Here is an 18,223-nt window from a genome sequence, read left to right on the forward strand (position 1 = left end):
ATTATCCCTCAAAGAAATAACTTTCTGCTAATTCACGGACAGTCATTTGTTCTGTTTCATCGTTTAATTTTGCGATAATACTACGTTCAATTGCACGCATAACAGGAATATATACACCTAAATCACATGCGTCGATAATGCCACGAATACTTGCTGCTTCTTCACTTACACGTCCATCACGAGCTAAAGGCATAAGGTCGCTTGCAAATGCAACGAACTTTTCAATTGTTGCAACATCATTTAATTTTGATTCAGATAGTAATAGTTCTTTTAATGTGTCACCTTGAATGTATGGAACTTCAATAATAACGAAACGGTTTTTTAATGCTTCGTTTAGTTCGCTTGTTCCAACGTAACCTTCATTAATTGCTGCAATTACACGATACTCGTCATCGCCATACACAACCTCTTGTGTAAATGGATTTGTAATCATTTTACGGTAATCTAATGCACCGTGAAGAAGTGGTAACGTTTCAGGTTTTGCCATATTGATTTCATCAATATATAGGAAATGACCGTTCTTCATTGCTTTCATAAGAGGGCCGTTAACAAATGTAACTTCAGATGCGCCATCTTTCGTTTGTAGTGTGTTGTATCCTAAAATACCTTCTACATCTAGGTCAACAGAACAGTTAATGCTATGCATTGGTTTTTGGAATAAAGAAGAAAGAGTTTCAGCTAGTACTGTTTTACCACTACCAGTCGGCCCTTTTAATAGAATGTTTTTGCCAAGAAGAAGCGCTGTAATAGCATCTTCAATAATGCTGTTATCAGATGCTTTATATATTTTCTTTCCAATTAAATGTGCGTTTTCACCAGCTTCTTGTTTATTTTTTTCGTGAATGGTTGAGAGCTGTTGTTTTAAATCAGCATGTATATGAAATTGTTCTAACATGTATTTCCCACCTAACATTATTTTCATAAAGTAATACATCTTATGATAACTTGTTTTAATATGGTATGCAAAGAAAAGGAGAGAGGGGAAATGGAAAAGAAAAAGCAATCAATAGTACATTGATTGCTTACAGTAAAGGAGAAATGAGTCGCATGAAAGACTCTAATATTCGTTTTTTGATACTTCTTTTTTGGAATGCGTTCCATTTAATTTCAGTGGAATGCTTAAAGTCGTCTTCAAAATCATGTTTAATATCATGAACGGTTTCTGATTCATATAGTACGCTAATAAGTTCATAATTTAATTCGAAGCTGCGTACGTCCATATTTGCCGTTCCAATTGTCGCGATCTTATCATCAACGAGTACAATCTTTGCATGCATAAAACCATCTTTATAACTATAAATGGAAGCACCAGCTTTTAAAAGCGGAGTGAAGTAGGACTGAGATGCCTGATCACTAATAATACTATCACTTTTACCAGGATATAAAATGCGTACATCTATGCCAGATATTGCACTTAAACGTAATAATGTTAAAGTTTCTTGATCTGGAATAAAGTAAGGTGTAGCGATCCAAATCGATTTTTTTGCAGATCCCATAACAGCTAATAATGTATTGCGAATGCTTTTATCATCTGAGCTTGGTCCGCTCGCTACAATTTGCACAGCACCTTCTGCACTTGAAATTTCTTTACCTGGGAAGTATTGTCTATTCATAAATTGATCCCAAGAATAAGTATTCAATCCACTAGAGGCATAGAGCCAATCTTCTAGAAAAATTGCTTGTAATTTATATAACGCTTTTCCTTCTATTTTTAAATGACTATCACGCCAAACGGGAAATTTTTTTGAACGGCCAAGATATTCATCACCGACGTTGAGTCCACCAGTAAAACCGATTTCTCCATCTACAATAACGATTTTTCGATGGTTACGATAATTGACAGTTTCAAGTAACCAAGCTGAAAAAATAGGGTCAAATTCTACAATTTCAATACCAGCTTCTTTCATAGGTTTTAAAAAGCGCCTTCTTAACGTATTACTTCCGAGTCCATCATAAAGAAAGCGTACAATAACACCAGATTTTGCTTTTTTTATTAAAGCATCTCGAACTTTCGTACCAATCTCATCAGATTTATAAATATAGTATTGAATATGTATGTGATGTTTTGCTTGCTCGATAGCTTGCAAAATTTCTGAGAATGTTTGATCTCCGTTTGTTAAAAGCTTTGTAGTTGTTCTATCTGCGGCAGGCCCGCCTCCAAATTTTTGTACGACTTCTGTTAAATGGGCAGAGCGTTCACTTAATGGGACTTTGAGTGATAACTCTACTCGTCTTCCTTCTAATATTTCACGGAATAATTTTCTTTGCTCTTCTGAACGATGGAGATGTTTTTTTCTTCTCCAACGGCTACGACCGAAAATAGAGTATAAAAGCACCCCTATAACGGGAAGAAGTGCTAATACTAAAAACCACGCTAAGGTGCTTTGAGGAGATCTATTTTCGATGAAAATAACGAATGAAATTCCTACGATTGTAATAGACCATAGGGCACCGACAAATGTATATAAAGAAATAAACGATGTATTTAATAGGAAAAGAACGATAGATATAATTGTAAATATTAATAGTAATTGAACGATAGGCTTCTTCATTTCTATAAAATTCCTCTAATCTTTCTTAAATATAGACTTCTTATATAAAAGGTATAATCCGACATTCTTATTATAAAGTGTTTTGTTTTTTTTACAAAATATAGACATTTTCCCCATGCTTTCCGCATTTGTCCTACATACAGTATATTGTTACGTTATTATCCTGCTATTTGCTGGTTAATAAACAGTGTAGGGGGGACAAAACATTTGTCCGTTATATAGGAACAGGGATAACCATATCATGGATTTGTAACAGGTGCATGATGAAGCGAAGGATATGGTTATTCGTATTATACAGATTCTTCTTATTATATAGGTTACTAACAAGGTCCGTACTATTCATACAATACCTATTAAGATAAGAAAATGGAAAAGGAGAGGGGAATAATGAATTATATAGAAAATAACGGATTGTATTATCGTCATAATCATGGAGGTCACCATCATAATGGCGGACATAACCATCATGGAGAGCACAATCACTATGATCATCACCACCATCACGGAGGTGGATGGGGCTGGGGTGGCGGCTCATGGGGCGGTGGATTTTTCCCAGGAAGTTTTGCTGGAGGCGTGTTAGGTGGACTTACAGCTGGCGCATTAACGGGTGCAGCAAGTGGAGGCTACTATCCAGCACCGTACCCAGTAACTTATCCAGCGCCATACCCAGCACCATATCCAACTCCATATCCAGGGTATCAGCAAATACCATATCCGTATTAAACTAAAAAAGAGGCTTGCCTCTTTTTTAGTTTAATAAAGTATTTATAAAATATTTCCAAAATAAAGGTGAAAATATGTTAATATTTTGTTATTGTAATTCAAAAACATATATACTAATTTTAACTTTTATATTAGTATCCGTGAATAGTTGTATAGTGTGCTCGGAATTCTATTTCGCTAGTAAAGTAAAGAGGGTTAAATGTGAGCGGGATTATTAGGAAACAATGGTCGTATAGAGCTAGTTATAAAGGAACGTAAGAGAATGAATAAGGTATAATAAAATAAGATCATTATAGTGATAAGAAACTACTATTTATAATGGAAACGGCATTATATTGCTTTTTATTATAAATAATATTATGTTATTTTAATCGGCATATTTCAAAATGTGATGAATGCAAATAGCTATTATTAAGAAATGAAATATCTCTATTTCTATGAAGAGAAACAAGTTGTGTTTTAGTCAGATAGGAAGCAAGGAGAGATGCGCATGCTAGAACAAAGAGGTCATGCATTATATGACTCTTCATTGCGAGATTTAAAGTTAGCATTAGATGAGTCTTCAATTGTTGCGATTACAGACCGAAATGGTCTTATTACATATGTAAATGATAAGTTTTGTGAAATCTCCAAATATACACGAGAAGAGTTAATAGGAAAAGATCATCGTATTTTAAATTCAGGATATCACCCGAAAACATTTTTTCAAATTCTATGGAAGCGTATTTTGAACGGAAAAGTATGGAGAGGTGAGATTCGAAATCAAGCAAAAGATGGGACGTATTATTGGGTTAAAACAACAATTGTTCCGTTTTTAAATGAAAAAGGAGAGCCGTATCAATTTATCGCGATCCGAAATGATATTAGTAGTAGGAAAGAAGCAGAGCAGAGGTTGCGGTTAAGTGAAAGTCGTTATAGGGAGCTTGCGTATCATGATGCTTTAACGAGTTTACCGAACCGATTGCAGCTAATAACGACTGTAAACGAGATGATTGCAGGAAAAAAAGAATTTGGTATGATTTACTTTGATTTGGATCGTTTTAAATTAGTAAACGATACGCTAGGTCATATGATAGGGGATTTACTTTTAAGCGAAGTTGCTTCACGGTTGCATTACGTGCTAGGAGAGAAAGACGTTCTGGCTAGGCTGGGTGGCGACGAATTTGTGCTGTTAACAAAAAATCATAAACAAGATGAAATGAGGCAGTTAGCGACATCTGTGTTGTCATGTTTTCAGGCACCATTTATGCTTGAAGGTCATGAAGTATACATTTCAGCTAGTCTAGGACTGTGCGCATATCCGCAAGACGGACAAGATGTAGAAACTCTATTGAAAAATTCGGATTTAGCCATGTATAGTGCGAAAGAACAAGGCAGAAATGCCGCGTGTTTCTTTACAGATGAGTTACGTGCGAAAATAAATCGTAGAATGAAAATTGAATTCGCTTTGCAAAAGGCAATTCGTGATGAAGAATTAGATGTGGTACTGCAGCCTATTATTGATTTGAAAACGAAGAAATATACCGGTATTGAGGCTTTAGCGCGTTGTTCGACAGAAGAAGGGCCTATTTCGCCAGGCGAATTTATTCCAGTAGCTGAAGAATCTGGACTTATTATAAAATTAGGAGACTGGGTATTAGAAAAGTCATGTCGCTTGTTTAAAACATTGCCAGATTACGAAGAAGGACTAAAGTTATCTGTTAATTTATCCATACAACAATTAATGCAAAAGCGTTTTATTATATCTGTACGTAGCATTTTAAGGAGAACTGGCTTTCCACCGAATCGTTTAATTTTGGAAGTAACGGAAAGTATCGCTGTTCGCCATTTTGATTATATTATTGCTACATTACAAGAATTAAGAAATATGGGTATTTTAATTGCTTTAGATGACTTCGGAACGGGCTATTCTTCCTTATATTATTTAAAACAACTGCCACTGGATATAGTAAAAATTGATCGTAACTTTATTCGTGAATTTCATTATGATCATGCACAGCCAGAGCGAACGATTGTAAAATCTGTTATTGAAATTGCTCATAGCTTAAATTTAGCAGTAGTTGCTGAAGGGGTAGAAACAGTAGAGCAAGAAAGTTTATTACAATCTATGGGCTGTGATTACGTACAAGGATTTTATTATGCGAAGCCTTTATCTGTAGGGGAGTTAAAAGAAAAGTTAATTATAGATTTTTAATAAAAAAGAGAAGCTGGTAGCTTCTCTTTTTTTAATTTATTTTTTGTGAGTTTTTCATTAGTACTGGATAAAGAATAAGACCTAATACAAACAATCCAATTCCTAAGAAGAACGTTTTTAAATCAGCAGTTCCTGTTTTAATAACCCAAATAGAGTAGACAAATGCTAATGTAGTAATGATCCCATCTTTTATTCGAGAGCCAGGCATTATATCATACGTTTCTCCTGTAATAACCAATTTGAATTGGTACAGCGTAGAAACAAGGTATGGAATTAAATAAGCTAATGTTGCTACAACGATAGCGAAATTATAAGCTTCTGATACGGTACCAGAAATCGTTGAGAATAAGAAAATTTGCGTCATCACATTTGTAATAAATAATGATTTTGAAGGACTACCTTTTTTATTTGTTTTCGCAAAAAACTTAGGGAAAAGTCCATTCTTTGCTGCCTGGTAAGGTACTTCTGAACTAACAACGATCCAGCCAACTGTAGATCCAAATAAAGATACAAGTGCAAGTAAAGCCATTATATATGCGCCTTTATTGCCAATTGCTAAATTTAATGCGTCTACTAATGGTTTTTGAGATTCTTTTAAAGCATCTTGCGAGAGAGCTCCCATTGTAAGTAAAGTAATTGACATGTAAATAAGAAGAGCGATAATCAACCCGAAAATGGTAGCTTTTTTTACATCGCGCTGAGATTTTGCGCGGTTAGAAAGCATTACAGCAGATTCAATACCGATAAATGCCCAAAGTGTTGCGATAGCAGCTGAATTGATTTGTCCACCTAACGAAATTGATTGTCCTGCTTCATTCATAAATGTTTGACCGTCTCCGAAATTAGAGGCATTGAAAATGAATAATGTGATTACAATAAACATTGTAAATCCAATAATTTTTGCAATGGTAGCAAGAAGATTCATATTTCCAGCTCGGTCAATATTTTGAGAAAGAATATATTGAATTCCCCATAACATAAGGCTACATACGAGGAAAGTTAGTCCTTTTCCGAGTTCTAGTGAAAATCCGTTCGTTGAAAAAAGAATTTGCTTACTTTGTAACACTGGAAAGAATGTTGATAAATATCCAGCAAAGGAAATAATAACAGATGCGGTTGCAGCCCAGTTCGCAGCCCAATAGCCCCATGCCATACTATATCCTGCAACTTTACCCGCTTTTTTTGAAGGGAACATCGCTTGAGCATAACTTTGTGGTCCAGCTTTTAATTCTGGTTTTCGGATTGCTAAATTTCCAAATACGAGTGCAATCATAAATACGCCAAGGCCTGTAATACTCCATGCGAGTGTAGAACCCATTGGACCTGATACGTGTGCTAAATTTGCTGGGAGCATAAATACGCCACCGCCAACCATATTTCCGATTACAAAAGCTGTTAAAATCCATAATCCCCATTTTTTCGTTTCCATTTTTGTTAACTCCTTTGTAGTAAGTTTTGCTTAAACATCATTTTTTACTAGCTTTTTGGCAATAAAAAAAGAGCCATGTAGATAAAAAATACCTACATGGCTCTTCGCCTAACGTAGGTACAACGGGAATAACCCTTGTACCTACGCGTAATTTTTCCGCTAGGTTTCAAGGGTTACGTATGATGATGATGTTTTTGTGCAAATGTAACTACAATTGTTGTATAAGTAAGCATAGTTCTTTGCTCCCTTTCTCCTCTGATTTTGAAGTTAGTATACTACATGTTTTTTTGAATGAAAAGAAAAATATAAAAATTTTTATAAAAATACGTTTTAGAGATTAAATATTTACCTGTATTTTTCCTATACTGGAAAATAAGTGAGAGATTGGCAGAAGAGTGTAGCATGGTATAATACATATAGAATTAGAAGGTGACAAGGGGCTATTGTAGATGATGAGTAAGTATGAACAAATTTATACAGCAATCAGTAAGTCTATTGATAATAAGCAATTAAAAGAGGGATGCAAAATCCCATCCGAAACTGAATTAATGAAGCAGTATGAAGCAAGCCGCGGTACGGTAAGAAAAGCTGTAGATTTATTACAAGAGCGTGGATATGTTCAAAAAATACATGGAAAAGGTGTTTTTGTTTTAAAGCGAAAAAACATTGAATTCAACTTTGGTGGTATTGTAAGTTTCCAAGAAGAAAATGAACGTTTAGGACGCCATTGTATTACAGAAGTCGTGGAAATGGAGAAAGTAAAAGCGACAAAAGAAGTTGCAAAGCTATTAAATGTGAAAGAGAAAACAGAAATAGATCATATTAAACGAGTACGAAATATTGATGGAGAAAAAGTAATTTTGGATATTAATCATTTTGTATCGGAATATATTCCTGGATTAACGAGTGAAATTGCAGCAAAGTCCATTTATAAATACATTGAGAAAGAATTAGGTCTTCATATTAGTTACTCACAGAGGGTAATTGAAGTGCAGCCATGTACAGAGGACGATAGAGAGTATTTAGATTTAAATGGAACAGACTATGTTGTCGTTGTGAAAAACTTTACGCATTTTTATGATGGAAGTCAGTTCGAATATACAGAATCACGCCATCGTTTAGATATTTTTCATTTTTCGGATGTGGCGCGGAGAAAATAAGGAGATGGAACGAAATAACGTTTCATCTCTTTTTTTATAAAAAAATCACAAACTCGTATATACGAGTGTTGACTAACTTATATATACGAGTTAATATGTAATTGTAAACGGTATCAAAAAAAGAAAAGAGGGACGGGAATATGGGGAAAGACTATCGTCAAACAGCAGAGGAAGTGTTGCAGTATATTGGTGGGAAAGACAATATTGAACAAGCTGCGCACTGTGTAACGAGGCTCCGTATCGCTTTAAAAGATGAAAGTAAAATAGATAATGATAAATTACAGTCTGTTTCATTAGTGAAAGGAGCGTTTCATAACGCTGGGATATTTCAAATTGTAATTGGCCCAGGGGACGTAGATCGTGTATACGCTGAATTGATAACGCTTGCAGGTATGAAGGAAGCGACAGTAGCTGACGTGAAAGACTCTGGAAACCAAAAGTTAAATCCAGCTCAAAAGTTTGTAAAAGTATTTTCAGATGTATTTATGCCGATATTACCAGCGATCGTAACAGCTGGTTTACTAATGGGGATTAATAATCTATTGGGGGCAAAGGACTTATTTTTTGAAGGTAAAAATTTATTAGATGTGTATCCAAACTTAGGCGGGCTTTGGGATTTAATTAATATGATGGCGAATACAGCATTCGTATTCTTACCAGCACTTGTCGGTTGGTCAGCGACGAAGCGTTTTGGTGGTAGTCCGATATTAGGGATCGTTATGGGATTAATGCTCGTTCATCCGGCCTTATTAAACGCGTGGGATTATGGAAAAGCAGCGACTGGTTTAGAGGGACAAAAGATTGAGTACTTCGATATTTTAGGATTATTTCAAATTGAAAAGGTAGGGTATCAAGGTCAAATCTTACCGGTTTTAGTAGCAGCATTTGTATTAAGTAAAGTGGAAATTTTCTTGAAGAAACATGTACCAAATGCAATTCAATTATTAGTTGTACCAATTACAACGATTGTCGTAACAGGTGTGTTAGCATTAGGAATTATTGGTCCAGTTACACGTCATATTGGAGATTTATTAACAGCTGGATTAGTAGGTGTATATGAAACAGTACCAGTAGTTGGAGCAGTATTGTTTGGAGCATTATATGCACCGCTTGTAATTACAGGTATGCATCATATGTTTATTGCCATCGACTTACAATTAATTGCACAGCACGGTGGTACATTCATTTGGCCAATGATTGCTCTTTCTAACATTGCGCAAGGTAGTGCGGCACTTGCGATGTTCTGGATTTCTAAAAATCAAAATGATAAAAGCATGGCATCTACATCAGCAATCTCAGCATATTTCGGTATTACAGAGCCAGCTATGTTTGGTGTAAACTTACGAAATAAATTCCCGTTCTATGCAGCGATTATAGGATCGGCTATTGCAGCTATATTTATTACGTTAAATGGTGTATTAGCACCTGCTATCGGAATTGGCGGATTACCAGCATTTATTTCTATCATTCCGAAATCGATTCCAATGTTTATTGTAGGAATGGTTATCGCAGTTGTAATCCCATTTACGTTAACATGGTTATTTGCAAAACGAGTAAAACAGAAGTAGGAGGAAGTTAAACATGAAGGATTGGCATAAAAGTGTAGTTTATCAAATTTATCCGAAGAGCTTTAATAGCTATTACAATAAAGAAACCGGTGATATAAAAGGAGTTACAGAGAAACTAGATTATTTAAAGGAACTCGGAGTAGATTATATTTGGCTAACACCGATATACCAATCACCACAAAATGATAATGGATACGATGTAAGTGATTACTACAGTATTGATCCATCTTACGGAACGATGGAAGAGTTTGAAGAGCTTTTAGAAGAAGCAAAGGCACGTAACATTGAAATTATGCTCGACATTGTTGTAAATCATAGTTCTACGGAGCATAAGTGGTTTAAGGAAGCGAAGGAAGATAAAAATAGTCCATATCGTAATTACTATATTTGGCGTGATGAAAAAAATAATTGGCAATCTAAGTTTGGTGGGTCTGCTTGGAAATATGATGAGAAGACAGAGCAATATTTTTTACATCTATTTGATGAGACACAAGCTGATTTAAATTGGGAAAATAAAAAACTTCGTGAAGAAGTATATGATATGATGCGTTTTTGGCTTGATAAAGGGGTAACTGGATTCCGATTAGATGTTATTAATTTAATTTCAAAAGATCAACAGTTCTTAAATGATGACGGAAGTACGGCGACAAGCGATGGGCGTAAATATTATACAGATGGCCCGCGCGTTCATGAATATTTACAAGAGATGAACCGAAATGTTTTTGAAGGGAAAGATGTAATTACAGTTGGAGAAATGTCATCTACGACAATTGATAATTGTATTAAATATTCAAACCCTGAGCGTAATGAATTAAGTATGACGTTTAGTTTCCATCATTTAAAAGTAGATTATCCGAATGGAGATAAGTGGACGCAAGCTGATTTTGATTTCATTAAATTAAAAGAGATTATGTCTAATTGGCAAATTGAAATGCAAAAGGGCGCAGGATGGAATGCGTTGTTCTGGTGTAATCATGACCAACCTCGCATAGTGTCACGCTTCGGTGATGATAGAAAGTACCGAAATGAATCTGCGAAAATGTTAGCGACAGCTATGCATATGTTGCAAGGAACACCTTACATTTATCAAGGCGAAGAAATCGGTATGACGAATCCTAAATTCGAGTCCATCGAGCAATATCGCGATGTGGAATCGTTAAATATACACGATATAAAGCTAGAAGAAGGATTATCAAAAGAAGAGATTATCGGGATTTTAAAACAAAAATCTCGTGACAACTCTCGTACTCCGATGCAGTGGAATGAAAAGGTGAACAGTGGTTTTACAACAAGTACACCTTGGATTTCAGTGGCTGAAAACTTTACAGAAATAAACGTAGAAAAAGCATTAGAAGATAAAGAGTCTGTATTTTATCATTATAAAAAGTTAATAGAACTTAGAAAAACGTATGATGTAATTACAGAAGGGGAATATGCTATTTTAGATGAAAAACATGCAAAGGTTTGGGCATATACTCGTACCTTAGAGAATGAAGTACTACTTGTTATCAATAACTTCTACGGAGAAGAAATAACGTATGCTGTACCAGCTCATGTTCCATTAGATGGAATGAAACAAGAAATACTACTGTCGAATTATAAAGATTTCAGCAAGGATATTACAAAACTTAACTTAAGACCATATGAATCAATTGTATATCGATATACGAAATAAAAAGGTTGTATGCCCGCGTGGCATACAACCTTTTATTTTAAGACACCACTATACAAAATGTTTACTTCTACTTCAGGTTTGAATTTTACTTTTGCATAATCTTTATTCCAATTTTTTTTCTTCCATAACTCAGGGTGATATGCGATAAGGTGTCTGCCGACACCGAAAGCATCACAATTTGCTTTTTGTAACCTGTTCGTTATTTGTTTTGCTTCTTTTGTAAGTTGTTTAGATAATTTTTCATTTAATTTTTTTCTTTCTTCCATTTTGTAAATATTATCTCTTGGAGCCTCAAGGGCTATAACTTTTAGTTGAAGCTTAATGTGAGCATATACATTTCCTTTTTTATCTGTTGTTATTTTTAAGTCTCGCTTTAACTTTCGATTGCTAATTTCCATTGTTAAATAATCAGATGTCTTCTCTGATTCATCGCTAGTAAGTTTTTGGGTTATACGGGCACTTGTTCCCATTTTTCCGGTTAATAATACGAATAAAACAGATTGTTTCAAAGGTAAATGCCCAGTTAATTTATCATTATTAAATAAAGCTAACCCGTTTGTAATTACTTCTTTTCCTTTTATTTTTATAGACGGGAGGGTGAAATCTTTACCGGGATCTAACATTTTTGTAGCAGCTGTTTCTAAAGTTTCTTTTGGAAATACACTCATATCTTCTAAGCTTTTCACTTTTTTCTTTAGAAAATCTCCAATTAGTAAATTTCCTATTTTCTTTTTTTCGAGTATCTCGGACGTTTCACCATCTACTGCAATAAGTTTTACTAAAGCAGTTGGGTTTGTTGGGTCACGAAAGCTGACATCTAAATACGGTAGTATACCTTTTTTTAGAATTTTGGTTCCTAGTAATTGAACACCATATTTGAAATAGCGAATATTCCCAGTCACATTTTTTTTTAGGGCATCGCTTGTATCCCTTATGTTATGCCCGGTTGCTGAATGTATTTCATTTTCGAATGAAGATTGCTCTCCGCTTGAACTTTTTACGAGTTCAAGCGTTTGCTGAAGTTTATTTTGTTCCGTAATATCATATCCAATGCTATAAGCTAATCTCGCTTCTCTTAATGGTTCTTGATCCCAACAGCCAGAAAGGAATGCACTAGTACATAATATAAAAAGTAATTTAACTCTTTTTTGGAACATACTGTTCTCCTTTCTTATTCCTTATTACTGAATAAAGTAGAAATAAAAGAGGGAGGACAACTATGAAAATATACGTGAACTTATCAGTAAAAGTTGCAATTACTTTTAATTCTTCAGGTGTATCTATAAATAGGGCTACACTAAAAGCAATAATACCAACGATTGGAACAGCCTTTTTATGATTAGCCAGATTGAAGATATGTCCAATTCCTATAGAAGCAGCACAGTAATAACTAGCAATAGAAGCTACAACAGTTATCATCCATATTGGGATGAATAGTAAATCGGTTCGGTCTATAATCCCAATATGTAGAGAACGCAATAAGTAAGCAACTGGCTCTGGAATAAGTTCAACTTGTTTTGGACTAAATACGATAAAGCAAATCCAAACAGTAAAAGTATAAAAAAGAGTTACAAATCCATTAGCGATAGAAATTGCTTTCAGTTTTGCCACAGAATTCCCATTTACTTTTGGGAAAGCGATAAGAATAATCTCAAAACCATACATAGCTGTAATGGTTTCTTTTGATGCTTGAATAATATTCCACCATCCGGCTTCTGTAATTGGAAAAATGTAAGAAAAATCAGCTCGTGTAAGCCCTAGGGCAATTAAAAGAGCCATTGGTAAAATGAGAATAGAAGCCATGACGTAAAACCGTACGATGACTTTGAACGTATTATAAGCTATGTAACAACAAGCTATTGTAAATAGCATGAGGGTGGCATACCAAGGAGTTGCTTGTAATATCCAAACTTTAATGACATTACAAGCATTTAACATAACCGTCATACCGATAAGGGTAAAATAAAAAACATAAGCAAAACCTAATAGTTTTCCAAGCTTATTCCCAAATAGCATACAAACACTTTCATACATATCTGCATCAGGAAATCGTTTTAAGAAAAGCCACATAAGTAAAATAATAAGTTGAATTGCAAGACCAGCGATGAGAGCAGAAATCCATCCGCCACCTTTCGCTATTGGGTGAAGACGGTTTGGTAGAGAAAGTATACCAACTCCGATTTGGCATTGAATAACGAAAAAGGTAAATTGAACAAGTGAAATTTTACTTTGCGTGTTTGTCACCGTTCTCATCCTCTCTCGTTACATGTTGTCGTTGCATTTCTTTCGGTTTTGAATCATGTGGTCGTTCCCAAAACGACCAAATTGGTAGTCGTACAAAAGAGTCTTTCATATCTTTTATCCGCATCGGAGCAACAGGAGAAAGATATGGGGTATGAAATGAATGTAACTGGCATAAATGAACGAAAGTTATAATGAGACCGAATGATATTCCTACATAGCCGAATATGGCAGCAAGGAGCATTAATGGAAAGCGAAGAATCCGAACTGCGGAACTCATATCATTTGATGGAACAAGAAAAGATGAGATTGCAGTTAAAGCTACAACGATAATCATTGTATAAGAAACGAGACCGGCTTTTACAATTGCATCACCAATTACTAAACCACCTACAATACCGATTGTTTGTCCAACTCGGCTTGGCAAGCGAATACCAGCTTCCCGTAATAATTCAAAGATTAATTCCATTAAGAGAGCTTCAAAAATAGGAGGAAGTGGCACTTTTTCTAATGAAGCTTTAATCGTATAAACAAGTTCGAGCGGCAACACATCAGGATGAAAAGCAACTGTTGCGATATATATAGCGGGCAAGAGAAAGGCAATCAAGAAACTGACTAAGCGAATCATTCGGATGAAAGAACCGACAATCCAGCGGTTATTATAATCATCTGGAGATTGATAAAAGGCAAATAATGTGACGGGTACAATAAGTGCTGTTGGATCCCCATCAGAAAAAATGGCGACTCGTCCCTCCATTAGATTCGCCGCGACTCTATCTGGACGTTCTGTATTTAATTGTTGTGGAAAGGGTGAGAAAGAGGTATCTTCTATGAATTCTTGTATGTATCCTGGAGGCATTAATGCATCCGTTTGAATCGTTTCTAACCTTCTTTTTACTTCTGTAACTAGATCGTCATTCGCTATATTTTGCATATAAGCAATTGCCACTTTCGTATGCATTTCTTCACCGAGTGTGAAATATTTAACGACGACATGTGGACTTTTTATGAGTTTACGAATAGAAGCTAAATTGGTTGCTAAATCTTCTACTAAACCAGTATGCGGTCCACGGACAATCCCTTCATTATCAGGTTCTGTTATATCTCTCTTTAAAGATAGAGCTGTTTCGAAAATACAAAAACTGTCGACGTGTTCATGAAAATATAAAGATTTACCTTGTAATAAAAGCTGCACACCATAATTTAAATTTGTTTCTTTTTTCATATTTAATGTGGCAAAAGCTTTATCTAAAGACAGATCCGATCGAGTTAATAATGGTTCAAGAGCTAATTGATGAATTAAATTTGGGTCTGCTAAAGATTCGATATATATAATTGTTCCTTTTCCATTTTGAAAAGGGATATCTAATTTTTTTATATCGTCTGAATGGGAAAGTTTGTTTTCAATGTAATTAATGTTCTCCGGAAGTGATGGAAACATATGCTTTTGATTTTTACTCTCTTGTTGTTCTTTAGGCTCTGTCATAATTTCCACCTCTTTTAGAATAAAGTCACTTCAGTTAATTTTTGTTGTTTGTGAGAAATTTATGCTTGGATTATTCGGGTGAGAGATTGAAAATTCTGCTTTTTTATCTTCTATACTTAAAGAAAATGAAAATTAGGAGAATGGGAAGAAAGCGTATATTAGATTGGCAATATTAATATATATCTTTTGTACTATAGGAGGGTAAACCTAGCGGCACATATAATTACATCATTCGATGAATAGGAAATTTAAGAAAAGCGATTTATAATAATAGTATTGTGTCTTGCCTTTTTAGGGGCAGTACACAGCCGGTGATTGGCTAGTGGAGGTTCTTCCATTTTGCCAGTGCCGGTTTTTTATTGGATAATAGAGAAAATGAAGTTTTATAAAGAAAGAAGGGGTTGTTTTGAAGGATGTAAATTCTATCTTTATGAGAGAAAAGATTGCTAGTTCTTATCTTTATTTTATTTCTTTTCTTGGTTTGATTACTATAACTATATCTTTACTTGAAATTAAAATCCCTTCTCATTTAACAATACTAATATTGTTATTAATATTTATGGGGATTGCAGAGTATTTTCCTGTACGATTTTGGAGAGGAACGAGCTCGCTTACCTTTCCCATAATTTACGCTATGAGTTGGCAGTTTGGAATCCATATAACTATTATTGCTATTGTACTCGTAACGTTAATTATTCACCTGCATCGTCGTTCACCAATACAAAGAATGTTATTTAATAGTACTCAGCATGCGCTTAGTTTGATCTTGGCCGAATGGTTTTCAAATAAATGTATGCACTTATTAATTAACAATATAGATATGTCAGTTCTGTATGAAAATTTAATATCTTTGTTATTATTTTGCGTGTTTTTTTGTTTTTTCAACAACCGCTTTTACGATTTGTTAATGATACTCCTTCCACAGCCATATTCAATCTATCAGTGGTATAAAAAAACTGTAACGGTATTCCTTTGCGAAACTTTTGGTTTCTCTTATGCGGCCTTGATGCATGTATTAATTAGTACATATAGTGTGGAAGTAAATGAGATTACAGTACTTTTTTTCTTTTTTCCACTTGTAGCAATTTCAGTTATTAGCTCTTTTTCTGTACGGATAAGGATGGAGAAGGAACGATTATATGAGCTGTTTCTTATTACGACAGAAATTAGTCGTGGACTAACCGGAGGGAACCTGAAACATATTAAACAAGCACTTAAAGGTTTTTTTGGCATACAAGCATATGGAATATGGACAAAAGATGATGGAAACTGGAATCTTCTATTAAAAGATGGGAAAGTCCGTCTTGATATTTCTGATCATTCGGAAAAGTTTGAGGGAATCTCTAAAAATCTTGTGTTTAATGATTGGAAAACTGGTACGGCTCCTGGAGATGAAATATTTGATAGTGTCATACGCTCCCTTGTATATTTTCCTCTTATTGTAAATGATGAACTAGTCGGAATGTTTGTTGCAGGGAAAAGTAGAACTGCGGGTTTTTTCCCGGAAGATGTACAGTCTTTAGCTACGTTTTCTAATCAATTAGCTAACGTAGTTAAAACAAGGATATTGATTTCTGAACAGGAAAAAAGAATGATTTTAGAAGAAAGAAATAGAATCGCACGCGAAATTCACGATGGTATTGCGCAAACATTGGCAGGGGTGATATATCAACTAGAATCCGCACAGAAAAAATATCGTGATAAACCAATAGATATGCAACAAATAGTAGAGAAAAGTATAAAAGATTTAAGAGGAAGCTTAGGAGAAGTTCGCTATTCTATTTATGCTTTAAAACCATATCCGACACAACAATTAGGGCTAAAGCAGGCGATAGCAAGTAAAATAAAGTCTTTAAAACAAGAATATGAACTAGATATTACATATCATGAAAGAGGTCATGCACGTGCGCTTAGCTTTTCAAAAGAAAGAGCTATTTTTGATACATTACAAGAGAGTTTGCAAAACATTGTAAAACATGCACAAGCAGACAAGACTGATGTTTTACTTAGCTATCAAAGTGAGCACGTGCTTTTAAGGGTTAAGGATAATGGAGTTGGGTTTTCACTATTTGAGTCTATGGTTAAAACGAAGAATGAGCCACATTATGGTATATTACATATGAATGAACAAGCTGAACAATTAGGGGCTACTTTACAGATTGATAGTTCTGTAGGGAAAGGGACAGAAATTACACTATTAATTCCAGATTCACAAACAAGGGGTGCGTAAAATGATTAAAATATTAGTAGTGGATGATCATGCTTTTTTACGAGACGCAATTCGGAGCATACTAGAGGATGAATCTGATATGAACGTGGTTGGAGAAGCTAGCTCTGGGGACGGAGTATTGGAAAAAGTAGAAGAATGCAGACCAGATTGTATTTTGATGGATATTAATCTTCCTGGGAAAAATGGTATTGAAGCTACAGAGTTGGTGAAAAAAAATTATCCGAATTGCCGAGTACTTGTGTTTACAATGTATGAGCATGATGAGTATTTAATGGATGCACTTCAAGCTGGTGCTGATGGGTATTTATTGAAAGATTCATCATCGGAGCAGGTAGTAGCAGCAATTCGGATGTTATATCGAGGCGATTCAGTTATTCATCCGCGTATGACTAAAAAATTAATTACATATCATCAGCAAAAAATGAAAGTAGAATCAAATGAAAATGAACTGACGGAACGTGAAAAGGAAATTCTCTTTGAATTAGTAAAAGGATTTAGTAATAAAGAAATTGCTGAAGCTCTGTATATTAGTGATAAAACAGTTAAAATTCACATCAATAAAATTTTTAAAAAACTAAATGTGAAAAGTCGGTCGCAAGCGGTGATTTATGCTGTTCGAAATCAATTGGTTCCGTTGGATTAAATAAGAGATGTTTAAAAGAACTATCGTGTTTCTTTATTCTATATTACAAAGAATAAAGAGCAAGATAGTTCTTTTGTACTATGTAGACATAGAATCATTAGAAAAAAGATACGCCTTTCGTTTAATTTTCAGAAAAGTTAGAATGTGGAATAATAAAAATAGAACTATTGCTTAAAGCTACTAATAATTCATGTTGTAAATCATTGTAGTTGGAAACAATTTATGGGGGCTTTTATAGAAAGAAGATTAGAAGTGTGGGGATGGCGGTAGTAGTGTTGGAGATTTTTGATCCTTTTAAATAGATCCAAGGTTGATAGAATTG

Annotated in this window: 13 protein-coding genes; 7 read left to right on the forward strand and 6 right to left on the reverse strand. The window is 34.7% G+C overall.

The genetic code is table 11. The annotated features are described in order from the left end of the window. Nucleotide 1: 1 nt before the first annotated feature. Together ABH961_RS17370 and ABH961_RS17375 are read right to left on the reverse strand one after the other, a co-directional pair. A complete protein-coding gene (locus ABH961_RS17370; protein WP_000892965.1) occupies nt 2-895 on the reverse strand; it encodes an ATP-binding protein in 894 nt (297 codons plus the stop codon). Between the two features lie 127 nt (nt 896-1,022). Next, nucleotides 1,023-2,552 (reverse strand): cardiolipin synthase, encoded by a 1,530-nt coding sequence (locus ABH961_RS17375; RefSeq protein WP_098048159.1) that lies wholly within the window; start codon nt 2,550-2,552, stop codon nt 1,023-1,025. A 387-nt stretch (nt 2,553-2,939) separates the two neighbouring features. On the opposite strand from ABH961_RS17375, the gene ABH961_RS17380 reads away from it, so the two are divergent. Continuing rightward, nucleotides 2,940-3,275: a cobalt transporter gene (locus tag ABH961_RS17380; RefSeq protein ID WP_098830996.1), complete on the forward strand. Its 336-nt coding sequence runs from the start codon at nt 2,940-2,942 to the stop codon at nt 3,273-3,275. 490 nt (nt 3,276-3,765) lie between these two features. Beyond that, complete coding sequence (locus ABH961_RS17385) at nt 3,766-5,469, forward strand: putative bifunctional diguanylate cyclase/phosphodiesterase (RefSeq protein WP_048541691.1); 1,704 nt, start codon at nt 3,766-3,768, stop codon at nt 5,467-5,469. Between the two features lie 31 nt (nt 5,470-5,500). On the opposite strand, the gene ABH961_RS17390 is transcribed toward ABH961_RS17385, so the two are convergent. Then, nucleotides 5,501-6,898, reverse strand: a complete 1,398-nt coding sequence (locus tag ABH961_RS17390) for an amino acid permease (protein ID WP_048541693.1) — start codon at nt 6,896-6,898, stop codon at nt 5,501-5,503. A 449-nt stretch (nt 6,899-7,347) separates the two neighbouring features. Between ABH961_RS17390 and treR the strand changes: the two genes are divergently transcribed. The 3 genes from treR (at nt 7,348) to treC (ending at nt 11,301) form a co-directional block, all read left to right on the forward strand. Beyond that, a complete protein-coding gene (gene treR, locus ABH961_RS17395; protein ID WP_098124197.1) occupies nt 7,348-8,058 on the forward strand; it encodes a trehalose operon repressor in 711 nt (236 codons plus the stop codon). 140 nt (nt 8,059-8,198) lie between these two features. After that, entirely contained in the window at nt 8,199-9,626 is a 1,428-nt protein-coding gene (gene treP, locus ABH961_RS17400; RefSeq protein WP_098642936.1) for a PTS system trehalose-specific EIIBC component, read from the forward strand. A gap of 13 nt (nt 9,627-9,639) precedes the next feature. Beyond that, a complete protein-coding gene (gene treC, locus ABH961_RS17405; RefSeq protein WP_098076882.1) occupies nt 9,640-11,301 on the forward strand; it encodes an alpha,alpha-phosphotrehalase in 1,662 nt (553 codons plus the stop codon). A 32-nt stretch (nt 11,302-11,333) separates the two neighbouring features. Here treC and gerKC read toward each other — a convergent pair whose 3' ends face one another. From gerKC to gerKA, 3 genes are read right to left on the reverse strand one after another with little or no spacing between them, the layout of a single operon-like run. After that, complete coding sequence (gene gerKC / locus ABH961_RS17410; RefSeq protein ID WP_098076879.1) at nt 11,334-12,458, reverse strand: spore germination protein GerKC; 1,125 nt, start codon at nt 12,456-12,458, stop codon at nt 11,334-11,336. Beyond that, on the reverse strand, nt 12,439-13,545 hold the full coding sequence (locus ABH961_RS17415) for a GerAB/ArcD/ProY family transporter (RefSeq protein ID WP_098076877.1): 1,107 nt from the start codon (nt 13,543-13,545) through the stop codon (nt 12,439-12,441). Before ABH961_RS17415 ends, gerKC begins: the two co-directional genes overlap by 20 nt. After that, nucleotides 13,526-15,028 carry a spore germination protein GerKA gene (gene gerKA, locus ABH961_RS17420; RefSeq protein WP_098642935.1) on the reverse strand — a complete coding sequence of 501 codons (1,503 nt, stop codon included), beginning with the start codon at nt 15,026-15,028 and terminating at the stop codon, nt 13,526-13,528. The genes ABH961_RS17415 and gerKA overlap by 20 nt, the downstream gene beginning before the upstream one ends. Nucleotides 15,029-15,434: 406 nt before the next feature. Here gerKA and ABH961_RS17425 point away from each other — a divergent pair, with 406 nt between their 5' ends. After that, nucleotides 15,435-17,258, forward strand: a complete 1,824-nt coding sequence (locus ABH961_RS17425) for a GAF domain-containing sensor histidine kinase (RefSeq protein ID WP_048541706.1) — start codon at nt 15,435-15,437, stop codon at nt 17,256-17,258. A 1-nt stretch (nt 17,259) separates the two neighbouring features. After that, a complete protein-coding gene (locus tag ABH961_RS17430; protein ID WP_098076871.1) occupies nt 17,260-17,901 on the forward strand; it encodes a response regulator in 642 nt (213 codons plus the stop codon). The last annotated feature ends 322 nt before the right edge of the window (nt 17,902-18,223 follow it).

Origin of the sequence: Bacillus sp. RC251 (genome assembly GCF_044908765.1) — a bacterium.
Taxonomy (GTDB): Bacteria; Bacillota; Bacilli; order Bacillales; family Bacillaceae_G; genus Bacillus_A; species Bacillus_A wiedmannii.

Coding starts and splice junctions, on each gene's coding strand:
- gerKC (WP_098076879.1), bottom strand. CDS start 12,458: ATGTTCCAAAAAAGAGTTAAATTACTTTTTATATTATGTACTAGTGCA.
- gerKA (WP_098642935.1), bottom strand. CDS start 15,028: ATGACAGAGCCTAAAGAACAACAAGAGAGTAAAAATCAAAAGCATATG.
- ABH961_RS17385 (WP_048541691.1), top strand. CDS start 3,766: ATGCTAGAACAAAGAGGTCATGCATTATATGACTCTTCATTGCGAGAT.
- treR (WP_098124197.1), top strand. CDS start 7,348: ATGATGAGTAAGTATGAACAAATTTATACAGCAATCAGTAAGTCTATT.
- ABH961_RS17370 (WP_000892965.1), bottom strand. CDS start 895: ATGTTAGAACAATTTCATATACATGCTGATTTAAAACAACAGCTCTCA.
- ABH961_RS17380 (WP_098830996.1), top strand. CDS start 2,940: ATGAATTATATAGAAAATAACGGATTGTATTATCGTCATAATCATGGA.
- ABH961_RS17390 (WP_048541693.1), bottom strand. CDS start 6,898: ATGGAAACGAAAAAATGGGGATTATGGATTTTAACAGCTTTTGTAATC.
- treP (WP_098642936.1), top strand. CDS start 8,199: ATGGGGAAAGACTATCGTCAAACAGCAGAGGAAGTGTTGCAGTATATT.
- ABH961_RS17430 (WP_098076871.1), top strand. CDS start 17,260: ATGATTAAAATATTAGTAGTGGATGATCATGCTTTTTTACGAGACGCA.
- ABH961_RS17375 (WP_098048159.1), bottom strand. CDS start 2,552: ATGAAGAAGCCTATCGTTCAATTACTATTAATATTTACAATTATATCT.
- treC (WP_098076882.1), top strand. CDS start 9,640: ATGAAGGATTGGCATAAAAGTGTAGTTTATCAAATTTATCCGAAGAGC.